Consider the following 21,644-nt stretch of genomic DNA (forward strand, 5'->3'; position numbering starts at 1 on the left):
GGTTGCGAGCCCTCCAGGGCTGATGACGACTGCCGCCGCAAGCGCACCCGGCTCACCGGGGTTGGTGTTGCGAGCCCTCCAGGGCTGATGACGACCGCGGATGGCTTCGGCTTCCTCGTACGTGCGCTCAGGTTGCGAGCCCTCCAGGGCTGATGACGACTGCCGCCGCAAGCGCACCCGGCTCACCGGGGTTGGTGTTGCGAGCCCTCCAGGGCTGATGACGACGTCGAGGTCCGGGCGGCTGCCCGGCCGGATCGACATGTTGCGAGCCCTCCAGGGCTGATGACGACCCGCACTGGGCGCCCTGGCACTCGAATGGGCCACGATGTTGCGAGCCCTCCAGGGCTGATGACGACCCGAGGGTAAAGTCCCAGTTCAGGGCCATGCTTCTGGCTGTGTTGGGGATGGGTTATGCGGTGGTCTGTCGGTGCGGCATTACCGCAGGTCAGCGATTCAGAGTGGCCTTGCTGCGGCACATGAGCCCAGTTCTTGGCTCCGGTCGACTCTGCGTCGCGGAATGGCGCAGCCGGTGAGGTCGGCTATCCGAATTTTGCCGTCTTCCGGTCGTATGTGGTTTCAGAGGATGTCTCCTGGGCCGCCCAGGGCGACGCCGAGGGTTGTGGTGTCGATCATGTCGGCGGAGCGGGTGGTGTAGGTGACGATGCTGTCGTAGTCGGGGTCGATGGTGGTGCGGAGAGCGGCGATCAGGGCGCGGTACTGGGCGGTGGAGAGTTCGCCCTGGAAGACGCTGCGTTGGGTCCAGTGGAGGTATTTGCGGCAGGTCTTGAGGACTTTGGGGTTGCGTTCGACGGCGGTGTCGTAGACGAGGATGACGAAGATGGCGGGTCACCACCAGGGGTGGAAAGGCTTGTAGGGCGTGTCTTCCAGGCAGAGGCGGACCAGTTTCAGTGCTTCCAGGTGGATGAGTTCTTCATAGCTGACCTTCCGCTTGAGGGTGCGGTGGTGGACGGTCGTTGACAGCTCTTCCCGTACGAGGGCGGCGATCTTCTTGCGGCCGTTGTTGCTGAGGGAGGCTCTTCCGACGTCGGTTTCGAAGTCGCCGGGTTTGAGGGACTTTTGGTGGGCTGTGCGTTTGAGGAGTCGCTCCGCGAAGAGGGGCTTGAAGGGCTCGGCGAGGTCCAGGGCGAGGGTGTTGCGGCGTCGGTCGGTGTCGGAGTGGAGGAAGCCGATGGCCGGGTGGAGCGGGGTGCTGCGCAGGGCGGTCAGGGCGCGGGCGTAGACCAGGGCGTTGAGGTAGCTGATGAAGGCGTTGCCGGCGTTGGTGGGGGGACGGCGGGTGCGGCCGTTGAGGCGGAGCCAGGCGGGAAGCTGGGTGTCGAGGACGGCCCAGGCGGTGCGGCGGAAGTTGCCTTCCTGGCCCATGATCGCGTCGTTGTCCTTGCAGTCGGGCAGGTCGGTGCGCAGCGCTTGCAGGGCGGGGTCGAGGAGTTCGGTGTCCAGGGCCCAGCGGAGGTTTTCCGCTGCGGCGAGGACGAGGGCTCGGCCGATGGCGGTGCGGCGGTCGGGGTCGGCGCTGATTTCGACCTGGCGGCGGATGACGGCGGCCGAGGCCATGGATTCGGCTGGGCTGAAGTGGCCGGCGTGGTTGCCGTAGTGGTCAAGGATGTGCAGGGTCACGCCGTTGCGGCTCAGCAGGGACAGTGCCGAGGTGTTGAGGTCGACGTGGTCGAAGGCGATCAGGTCGCGGATGTCGGTGATGGGGATGCGGACCGGGCTGCCGTCGGGGCGTTCGACGCGGATGCTGTTGTCTTCGCGGGGGATGCGGCACGGTTCGGTGAGCCAGTAGGTGCGGCCGGCGGCGGGCATCAGTCTCCCCAGCAGTAGTCGAGGTAGGAGCAGCCGCGGCAGCCGGGGCGGGCCAGTCGCGCGGGTGGTTCGGTCGCGGCGATGACGCTGCGGGCTTGGGTTTCGGTGTCTTCGGCCGCCATGCGGGCGTCGTCGTCCCAGGGGACGTCGGTGGTGCGGCGGATCAGCGGGTAGTGGATGGTGCCGCCGCGTACGGTGATGCCCCGGCGCTCCAGTAGCAGGCAGTAGTGGCGGACCTGGGCTGCGTGAGCGGGTGCAGGCGCGCGTGAGGATTTCGTCTCGTGGACGACGGCGCCGGTGGTGACCCAGTCGATCTTTGCTTCGCCCAGGTCGACGTCACGTCGGCGGGTGAAGGTGGTGTCGGCTACCACTTCGCCGAAGGCCACCCGGTCGCTGCGGTGCTCGGGCCGGTAGCCGCGTGCGTACAGCCAGAGCTGTCGCGGGCAGTGGACGAGGTACTTGATGTGGACGCCGCCGACTGCGGTGCCGTCGTCGGCCGGGAAGTCGTCGAGGCTGCTCAAAGGATGGTCTCCCGCTCGGTCCGCGGTCGCAGGCCGAGTGTGCTGTCGTACTCACCGTCGATCAGGCGTACCTGCAGGTGCTGGTCGAATTCGGGTTGGTACATGGCGAGCTGGCGGTATCGGAGGGAGATGAGGAGGCGGGCGGCGAGCAGGGGGTCGCCGTTCTTTCCGCGAGTCAGCTTCCTGTATTCCTCGGTGTCGTCGCGGTGGAGGACTTCCACGCTGTCGAACCTTTCGCTCAGTTCCCTGGCGAACTCGCTGCGGTCGTGGAAGGGGTCGGTGAAGGTGAGGAAGTGTGTGGTGAACTCGTCACGGTGACGGCGTGCTTCTTCCTCCCAGCTTTCGCCCCACGGTGTCGCGTAGGCGTGGTCGAGTAGTTGGTCGATGTCCTGCTCACTGAGGGTGGTGGCGCCTTGGTCGGCGAGGGTGGTGAGGGCCGACCAGGCGGCGTCCACCGCCCCGGCCTCGTAGGGCAGGTGCCCCTCGGTGCGGTGGACGCGGAACTCGGCGGGCCCGTCGGGGTGGAGTCCGCGCCGGTTGACGCGGCCGGCGCGCTGGGCGACGGCCTCGACGGGGGCGCTCTCGACGGCGCCGCGGTCGAAGTCGAGTTGGAGTGAGACCTCCACTGCCTGGGTGGCGACGACGAGGCCGCCGCGCCGTGGGTTCTCGCCGGGCTGCCGCTCGGGGTGGCGCTTGAGGAGTGCCTTCTCGATGGCGTCCCGGTCGCCGTTCTTGAATCGCGAGTGGAGGAGCAGGGCCGCGTACGGGTCACCGGGCAGCGCCGCGCGGGCGTCGTCGGCGAGCTGCTCGAACAGGCTCTGGGCGCCGGCGACGGTGTTGACCACGACGAGCACGCTGTGTCCCTCGCGCAGCCAGGACCTCAGACGCTCGATGCTCGGCGCCGCGGTGATGGGGGTCTCGTCGAGGACCAGCCGATGCCGTACGGGGCTGGTCCCGTGGGGCACTCGATGAACGGTGACCGGATGTTCGACGCTCTCTTGGATGAGGCGGGTCATCACGCTGGCGAGGGTCGCGGAGAGTACGGCGAACCGGCTGCCGAGCTGTTCCCACAGTCGCATTGCCGCCAACAGGCGGCCGAAGGTGTCGGGCTCGTAGGCATGCAGCTCGTCCAGGATGAACAGTGAGTTGGCCTGCTCGAGCAGGACGGAGGAGTACGACGGTCCGGCAATGGCGCCGCTCAGGAGCTGGTGGGGCGTGGCCACCCGCAGCCGCTGGGTGAACAGGCGCATCGCGCCGGCCTGCGCTCGCGCCTTGCGGGCCTGGGAGGCCGTCGGCTCGGCCCGCGGGGGGCTGGCGGCGCAGTCGTCGTCGAGGGCTTCGGTGAGCAGGGTCTGGGCGACCGTGCCGTGCAGCAGACCGATGTCGGCCTTCTTCTCGCCGGGGGCGGGGACGAGGCCGTCGGCGAGGCGGCGTCGGATCGCGTTGAGCGAGGCCCGGTAGGGCAGGGTCCACACCACCCGCGGCAGACCGGGCATGGTGCGCAGCTGCCCGGAAGCCCAGGCGAGTCCGGCTTCGGTCTTGCCGCTGCCGGTCGGTGCCGCGAGCACGAGATGGCCGCCGGTGCCTGCGGCCCGCTGTTGATGGGGGTAGGGCTCATACGGCAGTCGGGCGAGGTAGCCGGGCAGCAGCGGCATGTGCGTCTGGAGGCTCTCGTGCGCCGAACCGGAGTGGTCGGCGAGGGTGAGCGCGCCCTGCGCAAGGACGGCGAGCAGTCCCTGGTGCGGCTTGGCGGGGTGCCTCCAGATGTCCAGGAGCATTTCCAGCAGGTCCCGGGAGCGCTGGGCCAGGGACGGGGCTCCCAAGGCCGTCTTGGGTGGGTCGACCGTGAGGAAGCCGGAGAGCCATCCCAGCAGTTCCCGGTGCAGGAACCGCGGGACCTGGACCACGGCCTGGTCCGTTGTGGCCCCGGGGGTAGTGCCGAACGCCTCCTCCCATGCGGTCTTCTGGTTGTACTGAAGGGCCAGGGCCGGCTTGCCGCCGCTGCCGGTGGAGGCGGCGTGCAGGGGGCGGTGGTGGGTGGCCACCAGCGTCGCCACCATCACCCGGTCCTCGTCACTCCAGGCGCCCGCTCCCGCGAGCAGGTCCACGTATGCGAGGGAGAGCACTTCGTGCCGTTCGCCCCACGGAGTGCCGCCCGGTTCGACCTGACGCTGGAATCCCTCGGCGATCTTGCCGGCGTCGTGGAGGAGGGCCGCCCGGCGGACGCGGGACCAGAACGCAGGCTCGGTGGCCAGGATCCCGGCGTTGTGGATGCGGTCCTCGATCTGGGCGACCGCGGCATGAACGGTGCGCGAATGTGTGGTCAGCCGCTCCCGGTCCTCGGCCGGCGTGGATTTCGCGCGGATATCGTCCAGAGACCCTCGCCGTGGGACCGGACCGGTCACGGAGCCAGCAGCCACAGTGCCCTCCCCTTTGCCCCGTCCGGACGCGTTCCGTCGTCGTACCCGGTGTCCTGGTAGGCGCCGCGCACGCAATGGCGGCCGGCCGGCAGGTCGCACCACAGGTAGTCGCTCCAGCGGGTGCTCATCCGGTCGGTCGAGATCGACGCCGCCATGCGGTGGGCGACCGCGGACGGCACGTCGTGGCCGGAGACCGGCGCCAGCGCATGCCCCACGATCGCCTCCTCGACAGGCTCCAGCATCACCTGAGCACGCGCTTCGACGTGGACGAGATCCTGCGACCGGCCCAGACGCAGTGCCCAGCGCGGTCGCCGGAACGCCCGCGCGACACGGTCGCCCTCCGTTCCCGGCAGCCACACCGTCAGGTGCACCCCTGTCAGGAAGGGGCGGCTGCGGAGCGTCATACCTCCCTTCCCCGCACGCACCCGGCCGGACACAGCCGGGTTCAGGCCGGTGGCATCGATGGGGTGATACGTCTCGGCGTCCACGCCGTCACCCTCGGACCAGGCCGCCATCCCGAAGGCCAGGGACTCGCAGGGCGCGCCGGTGGCAGCGGCGAGCAGTCCCCGTACCGTCGAGGGTGGCGGCACCGGAAGGCCCCGCGTAAGGCCGGGGAAGAACGGATCACGGAAAGAGGCCACGGGGGCATAGAACTCAAGCCGCCAGGCAGGCAGCGGCTCGCCGCACGGCACCTCGGTCACCGGGCGGGATCCTCGAACCAGGCGTCCAGCGCCGTGGTCCGCATCTCGGCCGCCAGCCCTCGCAGGACCGCCCGGGGATGGTCGATGACCACGGTCTGCTCGGCGAGTTCCTCCGCGCATTCCTTCTCGAAGTCCTCGCGCAAGTCATCGCGGAACCCGGGACGCCAACCGATACGCACCGGGGCCTCCCACTCTCCCTCCCACGCGGCCAGCTCCTTGCGCAGCACGTCGCCGCGTACCCGCAAGCCCGTCTCCTCATCGCCGTCGATCACATGGGCGAGCGGGTTGACGCCCCCCTTGAAGGGGACCAGCACGATCAACGACGGGACGCGGTCGCCGTAGTGCAGGGCCTGCTTGGCTCCGCCGCTGAGGTGGGCCAGCGAATCCAAAAGCAGCGCGGCCCGTCGCTTGCGCTCCTCGATCGGCAGCCGTACGGCGGGCTGATCCCGGAACGTCGTAGCGGTGGCACCGGAGGCCGCCGCTTCAGCGACCTGCAGGGCCTGCTCACTGGTCAGGTAGTTCGGACGTCCCACGCCGTCGGCGTTCGGCAGCGTGAAGGTGCCGATCCTCGGCAGGTCCAGGAGAAACGGGGCCGCGAGGTCGGCGGTGTAGAACTCGTGGCCGTGCAGCACCGGTTCACTGACCCCTCTGGACATCACACCGAAGTCCTCAGTGGGGTAGACCGGCGCCACCGACATGAGCGTGCCCAGCATGAACGGACTGTCCCGGAGCGTGGTCGCCGAATCGTCCTTCTTCGCACCGGCCCGCATGTAGCCGAACAGGTCATCATCGGCGTACCGGATCGGGTCGGCCGCGGTATTGGCCTTCTGTGCCTTGCCCTGGGCCTTGCCGACCCGGGTCACCGGTGAGGGGACTGCCCCTTGCTCGACCATGCCGTCGCGGATCCACCGGCGCGCGGCTTGAGCGGAGACATACGGGTGCCGACGGCCGCGGACAGTCGCGTACTTCACCCGCGCTGTCGTCTCCTCGCTCCGGCCGTTGTTGGGGGCTCCCGCCTCCACTGCGATCAACATCCTGCCCGCCAGGTAAGCCATCAGGCACCTCCGAAGTGGTAGTCGTCGTCATCAACGGAGAGGACCGGCTGCTGCACGAGCTGCTCGACCCGCTCCTGTTCGCGGAGGTCCTCGGGCTGTTTGCCCACCTCGACGCCGCGTTGGTCCAAGAGCCGCAACACCTCCGCCGCGAGCAGCATCCGCTGCTCCCACGCCCGGGGCCGTCGCTGGACAAAGGGCCGCCACGCCTCAGACCCGATCGCGACTGAACGGCCGTCGAGTTTCAGCCGGAAACTCGCCTGGTAGAGCAGGCGGCTCAGCTGGTAGCCGTTCTGCCCCGCGTTGCGGTACTCCGCAAGCCGGCCGCGAGGGCTGCCGCTTCCGTGCTCGATCCAGTCGGCGATCAGGTTCGCCACTCCACTCAGGTCCGGCTCCACGCCGTACACCTCTTTCTCGTAGCTGAAGGCAAGCCGGGTCAGAGCCGCCCGATCCTGGCTGCTCCAGCGATCCAAGTCCCACAGCAGCTGATGCAGTTGTCCCAGCAAGGAACGACTCCGGCCGTCCTCGGCCTCGAACAGCAGACGTGCCGCCTCCGCCGATCCGCCGACGGATACCTGTCCGTCCTGGTCTCGCCGGGTGAGAGCGATCTCCAGCAGTCGCCAGCCACGCCTCAGCGGCGCGTTTCCGTCGACCATCGCCAGGAACGCCGGCACCGCCCGACGGGTGCGCGTCACCCGCAGCCACGGCTCCTGGTTGTCGTTCTTGAAGCTCCACAGCGTCGTGGCCGACAGCCCGTGCCCCATGGCACGCAGGGCCCGAAGAGCGACGAGCTCCGGGCGGGCACCGGCACCGAGCCCCCCGGAGAAACCGGCGTGAATGATGCGCCGCGCCCGCCGCACATTGGCCGCGGCGAACTCCCGCTCGGCCTGCCAGCCCTCACAGGACAGCACCGTCGCCGAGCCGGCCGTGACCCACGAGCCGTACGGCAGCGCCCACATCGCGATCCGGCAGCCCCGGCACACCGGCCAGCCCCGGACACCGGGCGGGAGCGTGTTCAGCGCCTTGTTGGTGTCGAACATGGGCAACTTCGACTTGGCCCACACCGCCTTGGCGGGCGCGCCGCAGAACGTGCACGGCATCGCCGCTCCCCCGGCGCCGTCGGGCGCGAACATCGCCGCCATCTCACTCTTCAAGACCGCTACGTCACGAGGCCGCCCGGCGTGCGTCACCTTGGCGTTCGGGTACAGCGCGAACAACACTTTCCACCAGTCGTAGCGCGCGTCGGTCTTCGCCGCCACTGCCGCACGAGCGGCATCCGCCCCGACAACCTCCGCGACGGCGTCCAGGTCATCGGCGGTCACCTGGTCCGGACGTTCCCGACCTGCCATCACCGCCACCGCCCACGCCCCCGCGCACTGCAGCGGATGCCCCGTGGAAGTCAGCACGCCCGTCCGCTCCCCGACGGCCACGTCCGAGTTCACCTGATCCATCCGAACCCCTGCACCGTGTCCAGGCCAAGCCCCCAGGACCAGAGCGCTTCCACGAACCGGGAATCCGCCACCAGCGCCACGCGCACCTGCGCTCCGATGCGCGGCGCTCCCCTCACGGAGAACCGGCGCCTGGGCCCAGCCTCCAGCACCTTCAGACCCCCGGGTACCGGCAGCCCCAGCACGTCAGCCTTGTGGGCCAGATTGCGCTCCATACATTCGACGAAACGCTCGTCACCGGGCAGCAGATCACGGCCCTCGTGCCGAATGACGACCGGCGTCGCCGTGACCAGCTCCACCACGCCGTCAACAGCTGCCGGAGCACCGAAATCGACCGTGAACCCGCGCACCCGCAGGCGGGCCGTCCCCCACACGATCTCGGTGCGTGCCGCCAGCGCCGCCACCAGAGCGGACGCTATCTCCGGCACAGGAGAGCCGAACCACACCGACCCCTCGGGAGAGGTGGTGTACACCCCCTTCTTGTGCGGCGCACCCCTGAACTGCGGGCTCGTCACCCCGACCGGCTTCAACGGGTGCCCCCGCCACCCCTCGTCGTGCAACGACTCCGCCAACGCCGGGTCATGCTCTCCGATCAACCCGTACACCACGCCCCGCGCCGGGCCGTGCACATCCCCCCACCGCAGACTCGGCACGTCCGCGGTGACATCCACCCTCACGCGCATCGCGACCTGCCACCACACGCCGGAGACGAAGCCGAAGCCATGAAACTCAGCTCAACTGTCATGCCAGAGAGGATAGTGATGCGAAGGGAGATGGATGATAATTTTCTCGCATTTCTCACGGAATAGGCCAATACATGGTAGGTGTCATGCCCCTTCAGGGAGCACAGGAACGCGGAGGCGCACAAGGCGGCCAGTCGAAAGCCAGTTGCCGCCACTGACAACGATCACGATTGGCCTGCCGTTGCGCCGTACGCGACTCACACCTTGCACTCTCCGCGCACCAGTCGGCAAAGCGCTGTGACCTGCACAGATGCATTACCGCCGAGTCGCTGCAGTACCGCGCTGAAGACCAGGCTCTGGACGCAGACTGACCTGTGGCTTTACCGTCGGGGTCGTCATCAGCCCTGGAGGGCTCGCAACGCGAGCTGGGCTAGGCGAGCGTGCAGGCCCGCCGCCGTCGTCATCAGCCCTGGAGGGCTCGCAACTACTGATCGACGTCGGGTACGTACTCCGCCGCGGCCGTCGTCATCAGCCCTGGAGGGCTCGCAACCCGAGACGCTCCGCCAGACCGCAGCCCGGCCCAACCAGTCGTCATCAGCCCTGGAGGGCTCGCAACCCGAGCTGTGCCGAGAGCACGGTGCACCATGGACCGAGTCGTCATCAGCCCTGGAGGGCTCGCAACCCGGCTGCGTCGGCTTGGCAGGCTCCACCGGCTCACTGCCGCCAGCAACCGCAGAGTCGTCGTCGATCATCAGGAGCATACGATCCGGTCGTCCATCAGCAGTGGGAGCCCTCTGGGACTTTTCTGGGACTTTTCTGGGACTTCCGGCTCCATCAACCGGCACGAGCGTGAAACAGCCGAAAGGTCATTCGCGCAGGTCAGCAGGGCACAGTCCGCCAGCGTGGCTGGTCACAGGGTCGCCAGGTCTCTTGATCAACATCTGACCGTGACGACCCATGACCTCGCGCTCCACTACCGGACTCGCGGCCATGTACCGCTTGCCCTACCGCCCACTTGTACAGCCGCCGCATCGTGGCCAGCTCGCGGTTCCACTTCGATCCGCCGATCCGCACGGCAAGCACTGGGACGAGGCGACGGCCGAGGATCTGCTCAGCCGCAGCCGCGCCGCCAGGTCGACGCTCATGCTGCTGACTACTCGCTGTCCGTCGGAAGTGCCGACCCTTCGCCGGCAGCCCACTCCACCGTCACACGGGATTCACCGTCCCAGCGAGCACCCTGGTATGGGGCCTTACGCGCGGTCACGCGGTCGATGGCGAGTCGCAAGAGGCTGCGCCGCATGTCCAGCTCTGCCGCCTCCCACGTTTCCCTCAACAGGTGGCCGTCGTCCACGATGCTCGTGTCGATGACAGCACGCGGGGCAACGGCGTCCAAGTGCTTCTGCGCGGCCTCCACGGCGTCGATCGCGTCACGATGCAGCGGAGCAAAGTAACGGGCAGCCGGACCGTCGTACAGCCCTGCCTGCCTGTCCGCCATGAGGCGCCCCAGGGACGATTCCGCAGCGGCGAGGGCTTCCCGCGCTCCCCTCGCCTCTTCGGTCTCCTCGGGAAGCGTCAGAGCCGTCCAGCGCTCCGCGATCTTGACCGCCAGGGCGTCGGTCGGTTCCAGCGCCATGACGACGTTGAGCCAGCGGCCGACGACCTCCCGTTCGAGTGCGTCGGCGTACGCGGACGCTGGAGCCGGGCAGATGCCGCACGCCCGCTCCTTCTCGCACTTGTACGAAAGCCCACGGAAAGTCATCGCGCGCTTACACCCGTCACAGCGCAGCAGGTCAGTGAGGAGGTGAGACGCCTTGCCAGCGCCCGGGGTTCCGTCGCCAGCCAGCGGACGGACTTTGCCCGCCGCCACGCCCTGTGCATGCCGCTGACCAGCCTCATCCACCAGCTCCGTGCGCAGGCCGACGCGCTCCCCTGCCTCGTTCCGGTAGGCGACGAGCCGCCGCCCCTCCTTGATCACCTGCCATCCCGCGTAGGCAGGGTGCGAGATGGTCCGGCTAATCGCTGCGTGCCGCCACGCGCCCCCAGACGGCCCCGGAATGCCCCGCGCGTTCAGGTCACGGGAGATCGTCCGCGCAGATTCGCCAGCACTCACTCGCCGGAAGATCTCCTGCACGATTTTGGCTGGATCAGGGTCAGGCACGAGCTGACGGCGCTTGCCGATGATCTCTACGCGGTAGCCGTACGGGGGCTGAGCCGTAACCCACTGCCCGTCTTCCCGCTGCTGCTGCTTGGTGTCCCTCGTACGCGCGGAAAGCTGATCGCTGTATTCCTTTGCGTCCATCGCCCGGTTCAAGATCCAGCGCTTGTCTCGCTCGTTCGCGGAGTCAAGGTTGTCGTACTCAAAGATCAGGCGGCCGGGCTCGGTGCCGCCTGCCGGGTCGATCACGTCGAGGACAGCACGGGCACCCTGGCGAGAGAACCGGTCCACCATGTAGCACCACAGCGCCGAGGTCTCCCGGTTCCGTAGCGCTGCTAGCGCCTTGTCGAAATCGGGACGCTTGGCATCCGCCTTGTAGCCGGACGCCAAATCCACCCACACATTACGGACGGTGTAGCCGTTGCGGTCGGCCCAGCGGCGCCCGGATGCCTCCTGCGTGTCGGTGGACTGCTCTCGGCGGTGGTCGTCTTCCCGCAAGTTCTTGCTCTTGCGCAGGTAGAGGTCTACGAGAAGCTTGTCGGCCATCGGGGGTGGTGCTCCTTGTTGCTCGGATTGCGCCGCCCCCTCGCCGTACGCGTCCCCTACTCTACGTGCAGGGAACCTGGGCGGGTGTCACACCGTCCGGGGACGGGCTGCCGCCCAAGCGCGCGGAGCTGCTGCCCTACGAGGCGTGACCCGGGACGGCCCCTTCGGGCCGGACGCCCACAAGGCGCGGTGGCGGACGGCGGACGGCGGACGGCGGACGGCGGACGGCGGACGGCGGACGGCGGACGGCGGACGGCGGACGGCGGACGGCGGACGGCGGACGGCGGACGGCGGGACCGTGTCACCCCGCGTGACCTGGGGGAACCCGCTCCGCTTCGTAGGTACGCACAAGACCCGCTACGGCGACGGGTCGGAGCTGTTGCCCAGGCCGGGGCTCTGGCCTGGGCCGACGCCCAGTAGACTCAGGCCACGTGACCTCCAAGCCCCGCATTCCGAACGTCCTGGCCGGCCGCTACGCCTCGGCGGAGCTGGCCCTCCTGTGGTCCCCCGAGTACAAGGTGACGCTGGAGCGGCGGCTCTGGCTCGCCGTCCTCCGCGCGCAGCGGGACCTCGGCATCGAGGTGCCGGAGCAGGCCCTCGCCGACTACGAGCGGGTGCTCGACCAGGTGGACCTGGCCTCGATCGCCGAGCGCGAGAAGGTCACGCGGCACGATGTGAAGGCGCGCATCGAGGAGTTCAACGCGCTCGCCGGACATGAGCACGTCCACAAGGGTATGACCTCCCGCGACCTCACCGAGAACGTGGAGCAGCTGCAGATCCGGCTCTCCCTGGAGCTGGTGCGGGACCGTACGGTGGCGACGCTGGCCCGGCTCGGGAAGCTGGCGGCGGACCACGCCGAGCTGGTGATGGCGGGCCGTTCGCACAACGTCGCCGCCCAGGCCACCACGCTGGGCAAGCGCTTCGCGACCGCCGCGGACGAGCTGCTGGTGGCGTACGGCCGGCTGGAGGACCTGCTCGGCCGGTACCCGCTGCGGGGTGTCAAGGGCCCGGTCGGCACGGCGCAGGACATGCTGGACCTGCTCGGCGGCGACGAGGCGAAGCTGGCGGAGCTGGAGCAGCGGGTCGCCTCCCACCTGGGCTTCGCGCAGGCCTTCACCTCGGTCGGCCAGGTCTACCCGCGGTCCCTGGACTACGACGTGGTGAGCGCGCTGGTGCAGCTCGCCGCCGCGCCCTCCTCGCTGGCGAAGACGGTGCGGCTGATGGCCGGGCACGAGCTGGTGACCGAGGGCTTCAAGCCGGGCCAGGTGGGCTCGTCCGCGATGCCGCACAAGATGAACACCCGCTCCTGCGAGCGCGTCAACGGCCTCGCGGTGATTCTGCGCGGCTACGCCTCGATGACCGGTGAGCTGGCCGGTGACCAGTGGAACGAGGGCGACGTGTCCTGCTCCGTGGTCCGCCGGGTCGCCCTCCCGGACGCCTTCTTCGCCCTCGACGGGTTGCTGGAGACCTTCCTGACGGTGCTCGACGAGTTCGGCGCTTTCCCCGCCGTCGTCGCCCGGGAGCTGGACCGGTACCTGCCCTTCCTGGCGACCACCAAGGTGCTGATGGGGGCCGTGCGGGCGGGCGTCGGCCGGGAGGCCGCGCACGAGGTCATCAAGGAGCACGCGGTCGCCTCCGCTCTCGCCATGCGGGAGAAGGGCGCGGAGCGCAACGAGCTGCTGGACCGGCTCGCCGAGGACGAGCGGATGCCGCTGGACCGGGCGCAGCTGGACGCGCTGATGGCCGACCGGCTGTCGTTCACCGGTGCCGCTTCGGCGCAGGTCGCAGCGGTGGTCCGGCGGATCGAGGAGATCGTGGGCGCGCACCCGGAGGCCGCGGCGTACACGCCCGGGGCGATCCTCTGACGCGTCGATGACACCCGAGGAGCTGGAGGCCGCCCGGGACCGCACCATCGAGGATGTGGTCGCGGGCGGTCTGCGGGTGCTGTTCTGCGGGATCAATCCGGGGCTGATGTCGGGGGCGACCGGTCACCACTTCGCCCGGCCGGGCAACCGCTTCTGGCCGGTGCTGCACGCCTCCGGTTTCACGCCGCGGCAGCTGAAGCCCTCCGAGCAGCGGGAACTCCTCACCTACGGGCTGGGGATCACCAATGTCGCGGCGCGGACCACGGCCCGGGCCGACGAGCTGTCGCAGGAGGAGCTGCGCGAGGGCGGCCGGATCCTTCGGGAGAAGGTCCGGCACCACGCGCCGCGGTGGCTCGCCGTGGTCGGCGTGACCGCCTACCGGGTCGCCTTCGACGACCGCAAGGCGGCGGTCGGCCCGCAGGAGCGGACGATCGGCGCCACCCGGATCTGGGTGCTGCCCAATCCCAGCGGTCTGAACGCCCACTGGTCGGCGGCGGCGATGGCCGAGGAGTTCGGCAGGCTGCGGGCCGCCGCCTCCCGGGACGAGGGCGATGCCCCGGATCCCGGCCCCGACACCGACACCGGCTGACAGGCCGGTACAGCCGCCCTGACGGCAGGCCGGATCCGGACGACGCGCTCACTGCCCCGGCAAGAGGGGAGCCGGAGGTCGGCCCCGGAACGGGTCAGCCGTCCCAGCCGCCCGGCTCACCACTCGGGGGGCACGGCCCGACGTCCCCCTCCCCTATGGCGACGACCAGTTGGAACGGCAGCTCCCGGGCCTGCTGTCCCACCCCGATGCCGATCCACCGGCCGCCGGTCCGCCAGACGTGCACCGACGTGGCGCACCCACAGAGCGTCAGCAGCGGCTCCGGCACCGGCTCGCCCGCCGCGGAACGCTCCAGGTGCACGCCGAGGTCGACGTGCTCCGGGCTCCCCCAGCGCCGCGAGAGCAGCAGGACCAGGGCCGCGCACTCCGCCGCGAACTGATCCCGCGTCTCGAGCCACCCCGTGCCGTCGTCCTCCCAGAAGTCGTGGCTGCGGTGGAGTTCGGCCAGGTGGAAGCCGGGGCCGCCGGCGGTTCCGCCGTTCCGGCCGGGCCGCCCGGGGAAGGGCCGCTCGGGGAAGGACTGCCCGGGCAAGGGCTGCCGTCGCAAGCGGTCGATCGTGGCGAGCTGGTCCGCGGTGGTCATACCGTCAGTGAACCCCGGGGGTCTGACAATTGGGACGGTCGGCCACCCCGCCTCGTATCGGCTGCGAGCCGGCGCCCTCAGGCGTCGCGGCGGTCCAGCATCCGCCATCCCGCCCAGACCGCGGCCGCCGTCCAGGCTGCCATGACCCCCGCCCCGCTCCATGCGCCCAGCGCGCCCTCCGGGGCGGGATGCAGCATCTGCCATCCCGCCCGGTCCGGCAGGAACTGGGCGGCGTCACGGGTCGCCGAGAGGCTGCTCAGGACCGGCGAGACGACGAGGAAGAGCGGGGTGAGCAGGCCGAGCGCCCCCACCGAGCTGCGCAGAACCGTCGCCACCCCGGCGGACAGCACGGTCAGCAGCGCGAGGTAGAGACCGCAGCCGACGGCCGCGCGCAGGGCCCCCGGCGCGCCCGGCCCCACTCCGTGCTCGCCCAGCAGCGCCTGGCCGCCGAACAGACAGCAGAATCCGGTGAGCAGGCCGACGGCGAGCGCCAGTCCCCCGGCCACCCCCAGCTTGCCGGCGTAGAGACGTCCCCGGCGGGGCACCGCGGTGAGGGAGACCCGGACGGAACCGGTGCCGTACTCCCCCGCCGTGCCGAGGACGCCGAAGCAGATGGCCGTGACCTGGCCGAAGTTGAGGCCGTAGAAGACGAACGAGACGGGTTCGAAGTCCGGTTCGGTGGCGTCCTCCGCGCCGCTGAGGGCACACACCAGCACGGTGATGGCGACGGTGACCACGAGGATCGAGGCGAGGCAGACGACGAGCGAGCGGACCGAGCGGATCTTCGTCCACTCGGAGCGGAGCACGGCGGTGAACACGGGTCAGACCTCCGGGGCGGCGACGGGTGCGAGTGCGGATGCGGATGCGGCGAACTCGGTGGAGTCCGCGGTGAGCCGCAGGTACGCCTCCTCCAACGAGCCCTGTTCATCGACGAGTTCGAGAACGGCGGCGCCCTCCCGGGCTGCCAGCAGACCGATCTCCTCGGCACGCACCCCCTCCACCGTCCACCGTCCGTCGGCTTCCCGGACCGGGCCGATCCCCTCTCGGGCGAGTGCCGCGCGGAGCAGCTCCGGGTCGCCGGTGCGGACCCGCACCCGGGGCCGGACCCGGGCGTCGACGAACTCCCGCGTCCCGGTGTCGGCGAGCAGCCGCCCGTGCCCGAGGACGATCAGATGGTCGGCGCTCAGGGCCGTCTCGGTCATCAGGTGGCTGGAGACGAGCACGGTCCGGCCCTCGTCCGCGAGGCGGCGCAGGAGGTTCCGCAGCCAGATGATGCCTTCCGGGTCCAGGCCGTTGGACGGTTCGTCCAGCATCAGCACCGGGGGATCGCCGAGCAGGGCGGCCGCGATCCCCAAGCGCTGCCGCATCCCGAGGGAGAACGTCCGCACCCTGCGCTTCGCCGCCGTGGTCAGCCCGGCGTGCTCCAGGACCTCGTCCGCCCGGCGGTCCGGGACGCGGTTGCTGCGGGCGAGGACGAGCAGATGGTCGCGGGCGGTGCGCGCCGGGTGGGCGACCGAGGCGTCGAGCAGCGCCCCGACCTGCCGCAACGGCTCGTCGAACTCCTGATAGCGGCGGCCGCCGAGGGTGGCGGTTCCGGACGTGGGCCGGTCCAGTCCGAGCACCAGCCGCATCGTGGTGGACTTCCCCGCCCCGTTGGGGCCGAGGAAACCGGTCACGCGCCCCGGAGCGACGGTGAAGCTCAGCCGGTCCACGGCCCGGGTCGTCCGGTACTCCTTGGTCAGCTCGTGTACGTCGATGGAGGTCATGGCCACCACGCTGCCGTCCGGCCGGGGCCGCCGGGTCCCCCGCCGGAGCGTTCCGGATCCCTCTGGCGGGGGAAGTGCGGGCGGCCCGCGCTTGGCACGATGTGGCGCATGCCCGCCTTTCTGCTGCCCCTCACCCGCACGGTCACCTACACCCGTTGGCTGCACCTGCTGGTGGGCGCGCTGTTCGCGGTGGTGGTCGGCTTCGTCTACCCGGGGCTGAACGGCGACCATCCGCACCAGTGGCTGCTGCTCCCGCTGGTGCCGGTCCCGGTGCTGGCCCTGGCGGCCCTGGTGCCGGCGACCCGGCTGGCCGAGGGGGTGCAGGCCCAGGTGATGCTGCTGCCGGGGCGGCACGCGCGGCACCGGGAGGCCGACGCGGCGCCGGCCGTCGCCGCCGCGCCGTCCGCGTCCTGGGGCGACCGGGGGCGGACCGCTCTCTGGCTGGTGCTGCGGCTCGAAGTGGGCCTCCTGGTGGCCTTCGGCTCCGTGCAGTTGCCGGGGCTGACGATCGCTCTGCTCACCTCGGCGGCGGGCGGGGACGGGGGCGGCACCGGTCCGGTCCCGGCGGTGGCCGGGCACCACTGGTGGTACGCGCTGCTGGCGCCGCTGCCGCTCGCCGTCCTCGCGGTGTCGGTGGTGGCGCTGGGCGGTCTGATGACGGCCGCCGCCCGGCGGCTGCTCGGCCCCTCGCCCGCCGAACGGCTGGCCGCGCTGGAGGAGCGCACGGAACGGCTGCTGGAGCACAACCGTCTCGCCCGCGAACTGCACGACTCCATCGGGCACGCGCTGACCGTGGCCGTGGTGCAGGCCGGTGCCGCCCGGGCCGCGGGCTCCCCGGAGTTCACCGACCGCGCACTGGCCGCCGTCGAGGAGACCGGGCGGCACGCGCTGGAGGACCTGGAGCGGGTGCTGCGGCTGCTGCGGGAGGACTCCGGACGGCGTGCGGCGGACCGGCCCACGCTGACCGACGCGGGACGGCTCCTGGAGTCGGCCCGCGCCTCGGGTGCCGCGGTGACCTGCGAGGTGACGGGCTCTGCGGCGGACGTCCCGGGCCCGGTCTCCCGGGAGGGCTACCGGATCGTGCAGGAGGCGCTGACCAACGCGCTGCGGCACGGCGGTCCTTCGGTGCGGATGACGGTACGGATCGCCGTGTCCGAGCGGCAGGTGGAACTGGAGGTGCGCAATCCGGTCGGCTCCGGAGCGTCCGGCCGGGAAGCGGCCACGGGCCAGGGCGGTACCGCGGGCCGGGGCCTGCGCGGAATCCGCGAACGGGCCGCGCTGCTCGGCGGTTCGGCGGAGACCGGGCCCTGCGCGGACGGCTGGCGGGTGCGTGCCCGGCTACCCTTCGACCACGTAGGGTGACCCCATGCCCATCACTGTCCTGCTCGTCGACGACGAGCCGCTCGTCCGGGCCGGGTTGCGCGCGATCCTCGAGGCCCAGCCCGACATCGAGGTGGTGGGCGAGGCCGCGGACGGAGCGGCGGTGCTGCCGCTGGTGCGCGGCCTGCGGCCCGATGTGGTCGCGATGGACGTGCGGATGCCGCTGCTCGACGGGATCGAGGCGACCCGCTCCGTGCTGCACGGCGTGCCCGCGCCCCCGAAGATCCTGGTCGTCACGACCTTCGAGAACGACGAGTACGTCTACGATGCCCTGCGCGCCGGCGCCGACGGCTTCCTGCTCAAGCGGGCGCACCCGTCGGAAATCGTGCACGCGGTACGGCTGGTGGCGCAGGGCGAGTCGCTGCTCTTCCCGACCGCGCTGCGCGCCATGGCGGCGTCCCACGGCAACCCGCGGGCCCGGGAGGCGATGGAGCGGGCCGCGCTGACCGGGCGGGAGGGCGAGGTGCTGCGGCTGACGGCCCGGGGGCTGTCGAACGCCGAGATCGCGGCGGAGCTGGTGCTGGGCACGGAGACGGTCAAGTCCCATGTCAGCGCCGTTCTGGCGAAGTTGGGGGCCCGGGACCGCACCCAGGCGGTGATCGCCGCGTACGAATCGGGCTTCGTGTCCCCCGGATGACGCCCGGCCGCACCGGCGCCCGAGGGGTGGAACACGCCGCGGGGCGGCTCCCGTCGGTCCCGTGCGTGTCAGGACGCTCGCCGCGCCACTGGGCAGCGGCTACGATCCCGGCACATCCCACAGGTCCGGCAGTCCGGCACCTCGCACCGCCCGGCCTCGCACCGGCCCGGCGCTTCGCACAGGCCCGGCACCTCGTACAGACTTGGCACAACCCACAGGAGGGAGGCCCGCGTTGGGGCGCCTCACCGGCGGTGATCCTTCCCTGCTGCGCCGCATCAACTCCGCGGTGGTGCTGCACGCGCTGCGGAACGGCGAGCCGGCCACCCTCGCCGACCTGGCCCGGCTCACGGGTCTGTCCCGGCCGACCGTCGAAGGGGTGGTCGACGGGCTCACCGGCACCGGCCTGGTGACGGAGGCGGCTCCCCCGGAGGAGCCGGTGCGCCGTCAGGGGCGGCCCGCCCGGCGCTTCCGCTTCCACGCGGAGGCCGGGCATCTGCTCGGTATCGAGATCGGCCCGCGCCGGGTCGCGGCGCTGCTGGCGGATCTGAGCGGCCGGGTGACCGGTTCGGCGGCGCGCGAGGTGCCGGTCTCGGCACCGGCCGAGGAGCGCCTGGCGCAGGTCCGGGCGACCGTTTCCGGTCTGCTGCGCCGCGCCGGAGTGCCCCGGGGCTCGCTGCGGGCGGTGGGCGTGGGCTCGCCCGGCATCGTGGAGTCCGGAGGCGGTGTGCGGCTGTGCACCGCGCTGCCCGGCTGGACGGGGCTGCCGCTCGGGCGGCGTCTGCGGCGGTCCTTCCGCTGCCCGGTGCTGGTGGAGAACGACGCCAACGCGGCCGCGGTCGCCGAGCACTGGCAGGGGGCCGGTACCGGCACCGACGACCTGGTGTTCGTGCTCGCCGGGCTCAGCCCCGGCGCGGGGTCGCTCATCGGCGGGCGGCTGCACCGCGGCCACGGCGGTGCGGCGGGAGAGATCGGGGCGCTGCACCTGCTCGGCCGGGAGGCCGCCCCGGAAGAGGTGCTGTCGACCACCGGCACGCCGCTCCCGCCGCTCGACGAGAGCGCGGTGGCCCGGGTGTTCGAGCGTGCGGCGGCGGGTGACGCGCGCGCCCGGGAGGCCGTGGACCGGTTCCTCCGGCGGCTGGTCCACGATGTGGCGGCGCTGGTCCTGGCGCTCGACCCGGAGCGGGTGGTGGTCGGCGGCTGGGCGGCCGGGCTCGACGGCGTGCTGGAGCCGCTCCGCCGCGAACTGGGCCGCTACTGCCTGCGGCCTCCGCAGGTCGCGCTGTCGCGACTGGGTGAGGCGGCGGTGGCGACGGGCGCGCTGCGGCTGGCCCTGGACCATGTCGAGAAAGAGCTCTTCGCGGTGCAGGCACCGGTGACCGCGGAGTCCTGACCCTGCGGTCACGCCCGCCCCGCTTGTCGATCTTCTTGCGGAGCAGCATCGCGTTCCTGACCCCGCGGGGACGCCCGCCCCGTCGGGGACGGCAGACACACGCACGGCCGTCAGAACGCGCGAACGGCCCTCAGGACGCGCGGCGGTCCGCGTCCGCGTCGGTGATCTCCACCGATCCGGTCCGGCCGAAGGTGAGCCGGCAGGTGTCGGCCCGGTACGTGGCCACGGCCACCGCGACGGTCCGGCCGGCCGCGAAGCAGCGGGTGGTGAGGACGAGCACGGGCGCGCCCGGCAGCCGGTCCAGCACCTTCGCCTCCTCGGCCCCGGCCGAGCCCAGCTCGACCGCCCGTTCCTGGCCCTCCAGGACGTGGCTCCGCAGGTCCCGCAGGACCGCGCGGGCCCGGGCCGCTCCGGTGAGGCCGCCGGTGGCGGTCTTCCCCCGCACCGACCCGGGCGGGACGTAGAGGAGTTCGGCCGCGACCGGCTGCCCCTGCGTCACGCGGTTGCGCCGGACGATGTGCACCTGCTCCCCGGGACCGGTGCCGAGCATCCGGGCCACGGCGGGCGGCGGTGCGGCGTCCGCGCAGTCGACGGGCTGCCAGGCGTCGTCGGTGTCCGCACCCGGCCAGGTGTGCTCCTCGGTGCCGACCGCCACCCCCACCCGGGGCGGTGCCACGGTGGTGCCGACGCCGCGCCGCCGCTGCAGCCGGCCGTCGAGTTCGAGCTGTTCCAGCGCCTGGCGCAGGGTGGCCCGGGCGACTCCGAACCGGGCCGCCAGCTCCCGCTCGTTGGGCAGCACCTCGCCCACCGCGAACTCCGAGTCCAGCGCCTCACTGAGCACCGTCCTCAGATGCCAGTACTTCGGCTCCGGCACGGATGCGAGCTGCGTCGTCCCCACCCTGTCCTCCGCCATCCCTGTCGCAATCCCGGTGTCCCCGGGGGAAGTTGTGCGCCCTTCTTTACGAAAGGTTCCTGCACTAACCGTGCGACCATAGGGCCGCCCCCACCCTTGGTCAAGACCAATCCTCGACCCCGGACGCCCCTCCTGCCGGGGCCGCCGCACCGCGTTCACACGGTGTTCGCGCAGGCCGGGCGGGGACGCGAGCGCAACCGGTCCGGGCGGCTCAAGGGGCCACGGCGGACAGCTTGTCGGGGTTGCGCACGATGTAGACACACGAGATCCGGCCGTCCTCGGTGACGTCCAGCGAGATGACGCTGTCCGGCCGTCCGGCCGAGAGGACCACCAGCGCGGGCACGCCGTTGATCTCCCGGATCCGAACCTCCGCCTCCGGGGGCGGCTGCCGGGTGACGGCGACCAGGAAGCGGCCGATCTTGTCGGCGGACTCGATGACGCGCAGCGGCGCCTTGGCCTTGCCGCCGCTGTCGCCCACCAGACGGGCGTCGGGGGCCAGCAGCGCCAGCAGCGCCTCCAGGTCCCCGCCGCCGGCGGCGGCGATGAACCGCTCGGTGAGGTCGCGCTGCCGGGCCGGGTCCACGGGGTAGCGCGGCGGCCGTTCCGACACGTGCCGGCGGGCCCGCACCGCCATCCGGCGGACGGCCGGTTCGCCGCGTTCGAGGATCCGGGCGATCTCGGCGAAGGGGTAGCCGAAGGCCTCGCGCAGCACGAACACGGCGCGTTCGAGCGGGGACAGGGACTCCAGGACGACGAGCACCGCCAGCGACACGGAATCGGTGAGCACCGCCCGTTCGGCGGCGTCCGGCACGGTGCCCGCGTAGTCGGTGACGACCGGCTCCGGCAGCCACGGCCCCACATAGGTCTCGCTCCGGGCCTTCACCTGGCGCAGCCGGTCGACGGCGAGCCGGGTGGTGACCCGGACGAGGTACGCGCGCGGTTCGCGCACCACCGCGCGGTCGGTGCCGGACCAGCGCAGCCACGCCTCCTGGACCACGTCCTCGGCGTCGGCCACCCGGCCGAGCATGCGGTAGGCGACACCGGTCAGGACGGGCCGGTGCTCCTCGAACACATCGGTCGCGCCATCGGTGCCCACCCGCTCATCCCACCCGAACGAACGCGGCCGTGTCCAGCGGGAACCGGTGTGCGG

The 21,644-nt window shown here is 71.5% G+C and carries 19 protein-coding genes and 1 CRISPR repeat array; of the genes, 5 read left to right on the plus strand and 14 right to left on the minus strand.

The window, feature by feature from the left end:
- Position 1 precedes the first annotated feature (1 nt).
- A CRISPR array of direct repeats spans positions 2–356; the repeat unit is 29 nt; unit sequence GTTGCGAGCCCTCCAGGGCTGATGACGAC.
- 220 nt (positions 357–576) lie between these two features.
- The 9 genes from cas2 to ABT112_RS18435 all read right to left on the minus strand — a co-directional run bounded on the left by cas2 (position 577) and on the right by ABT112_RS18435 (position 11,353).
- A complete protein-coding gene (gene cas2 / locus ABT112_RS18395; protein WP_351510935.1) occupies positions 577–840 on the minus strand; it encodes a CRISPR-associated endonuclease Cas2 in 264 nt (87 codons plus the stop codon).
- 6 nt (positions 841–846) lie between these two features.
- Entirely contained in the window at positions 847–1,827 is a 981-nt protein-coding gene (cas1b, locus tag ABT112_RS18400) for a type I-B CRISPR-associated endonuclease Cas1b (protein ID WP_351510794.1), read from the minus strand.
- Complete coding sequence (locus ABT112_RS18405) at positions 1,827–2,348, minus strand: CRISPR-associated protein Cas4 (protein WP_351510796.1); 522 nt, start codon at positions 2,346–2,348, stop codon at positions 1,827–1,829. The genes cas1b and ABT112_RS18405 overlap by 1 nt, the downstream gene beginning before the upstream one ends.
- Positions 2,345–4,768, minus strand: a complete 2,424-nt coding sequence (cas3, locus tag ABT112_RS18410) for a CRISPR-associated helicase Cas3' (RefSeq protein WP_351510798.1) — start codon at positions 4,766–4,768, stop codon at positions 2,345–2,347. Before cas3 ends, ABT112_RS18405 begins: the two co-directional genes overlap by 4 nt.
- A complete protein-coding gene (gene cas5, locus ABT112_RS18415; RefSeq protein WP_351510800.1) occupies positions 4,750–5,469 on the minus strand; it encodes a CRISPR-associated protein Cas5 in 720 nt (239 codons plus the stop codon). Before cas5 ends, cas3 begins: the two co-directional genes overlap by 19 nt.
- Positions 5,466–6,524, minus strand: coding sequence for a type I-B CRISPR-associated protein Cas7/Cst2/DevR (gene cas7i, locus ABT112_RS18420; RefSeq protein ID WP_351510801.1), 1,059 nt, complete (start codon positions 6,522–6,524; stop codon positions 5,466–5,468). Before cas7i ends, cas5 begins: the two co-directional genes overlap by 4 nt.
- Positions 6,524–7,972, minus strand: a complete 1,449-nt coding sequence (locus tag ABT112_RS18425) for a hypothetical protein (protein ID WP_351510803.1) — start codon at positions 7,970–7,972, stop codon at positions 6,524–6,526. Before ABT112_RS18425 ends, cas7i begins: the two co-directional genes overlap by 1 nt.
- Complete coding sequence (cas6, locus tag ABT112_RS18430; RefSeq protein WP_351510805.1) at positions 7,960–8,670, minus strand: CRISPR-associated endoribonuclease Cas6; 711 nt, start codon at positions 8,668–8,670, stop codon at positions 7,960–7,962. The genes ABT112_RS18425 and cas6 overlap by 13 nt, the downstream gene beginning before the upstream one ends.
- A 1,135-nt stretch (positions 8,671–9,805) precedes the next feature.
- Entirely contained in the window at positions 9,806–11,353 is a 1,548-nt protein-coding gene (locus tag ABT112_RS18435) for a recombinase family protein (RefSeq protein WP_351510807.1), read from the minus strand.
- 431 nt (positions 11,354–11,784) lie between these two features.
- On the opposite strand from ABT112_RS18435, the gene purB reads away from it, so the two are divergent.
- The gene (purB, locus tag ABT112_RS18440; protein ID WP_351510809.1) at positions 11,785–13,218 is read left to right on the plus strand and encodes an adenylosuccinate lyase; all 1,434 of its coding nucleotides are present in this window, start codon (positions 11,785–11,787) and stop codon (positions 13,216–13,218) included.
- A gap of 7 nt (positions 13,219–13,225) precedes the next feature.
- Positions 13,226–13,807: a G/U mismatch-specific DNA glycosylase gene (mug, locus tag ABT112_RS18445; RefSeq protein WP_351510811.1), complete on the plus strand. Its 582-nt coding sequence runs from the start codon at positions 13,226–13,228 to the stop codon at positions 13,805–13,807.
- 94 nt (positions 13,808–13,901) lie between these two features.
- Here mug and ABT112_RS18450 read toward each other — a convergent pair whose 3' ends face one another.
- The 3 genes from ABT112_RS18450 to ABT112_RS18460 form a co-directional block, all read right to left on the minus strand.
- Positions 13,902–14,408 (minus strand): hypothetical protein, encoded by a 507-nt coding sequence (locus ABT112_RS18450; RefSeq protein WP_351510813.1) that lies wholly within the window; start codon positions 14,406–14,408, stop codon positions 13,902–13,904.
- Positions 14,409–14,485: 77 nt separating this feature from the next.
- Positions 14,486–15,226, minus strand: a complete 741-nt coding sequence (locus ABT112_RS18455; RefSeq protein ID WP_351510815.1) for an ABC transporter permease — start codon at positions 15,224–15,226, stop codon at positions 14,486–14,488.
- A 3-nt stretch (positions 15,227–15,229) separates the two neighbouring features.
- The gene (locus ABT112_RS18460; RefSeq protein WP_351510817.1) at positions 15,230–16,174 is read right to left on the minus strand and encodes an ATP-binding cassette domain-containing protein; all 945 of its coding nucleotides are present in this window, start codon (positions 16,172–16,174) and stop codon (positions 15,230–15,232) included.
- Positions 16,175–16,282: 108 nt separating this feature from the next.
- On the opposite strand from ABT112_RS18460, the gene ABT112_RS18465 reads away from it, so the two are divergent.
- From ABT112_RS18465 to ABT112_RS18475, 3 genes are all read left to right on the plus strand, one after another.
- Positions 16,283–17,536, plus strand: coding sequence for a sensor histidine kinase (locus tag ABT112_RS18465; RefSeq protein ID WP_351510819.1), 1,254 nt, complete (start codon positions 16,283–16,285; stop codon positions 17,534–17,536).
- Between the two features lie 4 nt (positions 17,537–17,540).
- The gene (locus ABT112_RS18470; RefSeq protein WP_351510820.1) at positions 17,541–18,191 is read left to right on the plus strand and encodes a response regulator transcription factor; all 651 of its coding nucleotides are present in this window, start codon (positions 17,541–17,543) and stop codon (positions 18,189–18,191) included.
- Between the two features lie 232 nt (positions 18,192–18,423).
- On the plus strand, positions 18,424–19,581 hold the full coding sequence (locus tag ABT112_RS18475) for an ROK family transcriptional regulator (protein WP_351510822.1): 1,158 nt from the start codon (positions 18,424–18,426) through the stop codon (positions 19,579–19,581).
- A gap of 130 nt (positions 19,582–19,711) precedes the next feature.
- On the opposite strand, the gene ABT112_RS18480 is transcribed toward ABT112_RS18475, so the two are convergent.
- Together ABT112_RS18480 and ABT112_RS18485 are read right to left on the minus strand one after the other, a co-directional pair.
- On the minus strand, positions 19,712–20,479 hold the full coding sequence (locus ABT112_RS18480; RefSeq protein WP_351510937.1) for a GntR family transcriptional regulator: 768 nt from the start codon (positions 20,477–20,479) through the stop codon (positions 19,712–19,714).
- A 226-nt stretch (positions 20,480–20,705) separates the two neighbouring features.
- On the minus strand, positions 20,706–21,590 hold the full coding sequence (locus tag ABT112_RS18485) for an RNA polymerase sigma-70 factor (RefSeq protein WP_351510824.1): 885 nt from the start codon (positions 21,588–21,590) through the stop codon (positions 20,706–20,708).
- Between the last annotated feature and the right edge of the window lie 54 nt (positions 21,591–21,644).

The organism is Streptomyces sp. NPDC002055 (assembly GCF_040296705.1).
Classification (GTDB): domain Bacteria; phylum Actinomycetota; class Actinomycetes; order Streptomycetales; family Streptomycetaceae; genus Streptomyces.

Excerpts from the sequence above, each read along its gene's own strand:
- cas7i (WP_351510801.1), bottom strand. The coding sequence starts at position 6,524 with ATGGCTTACCTGGCGGGCAGGATGTTGATCGCAGTGGAGGCGGGAGCC.
- ABT112_RS18470 (WP_351510820.1), top strand. The coding sequence starts at position 17,541 with ATGCCCATCACTGTCCTGCTCGTCGACGACGAGCCGCTCGTCCGGGCC.
- ABT112_RS18425 (WP_351510803.1), bottom strand. The coding sequence starts at position 7,972 with ATGGATCAGGTGAACTCGGACGTGGCCGTCGGGGAGCGGACGGGCGTG.
- ABT112_RS18465 (WP_351510819.1), top strand. The coding sequence starts at position 16,283 with ATGCCCGCCTTTCTGCTGCCCCTCACCCGCACGGTCACCTACACCCGT.
- ABT112_RS18460 (WP_351510817.1), bottom strand. The coding sequence starts at position 16,174 with ATGACCTCCATCGACGTACACGAGCTGACCAAGGAGTACCGGACGACC.
- ABT112_RS18435 (WP_351510807.1), bottom strand. The coding sequence starts at position 11,353 with ATGGCCGACAAGCTTCTCGTAGACCTCTACCTGCGCAAGAGCAAGAAC.
- cas1b (WP_351510794.1), bottom strand. The coding sequence starts at position 1,827 with ATGCCCGCCGCCGGCCGCACCTACTGGCTCACCGAACCGTGCCGCATC.
- mug (WP_351510811.1), top strand. The coding sequence starts at position 13,226 with ATGACACCCGAGGAGCTGGAGGCCGCCCGGGACCGCACCATCGAGGAT.
- ABT112_RS18450 (WP_351510813.1), bottom strand. The coding sequence starts at position 14,408 with ATGACCACCGCGGACCAGCTCGCCACGATCGACCGCTTGCGACGGCAG.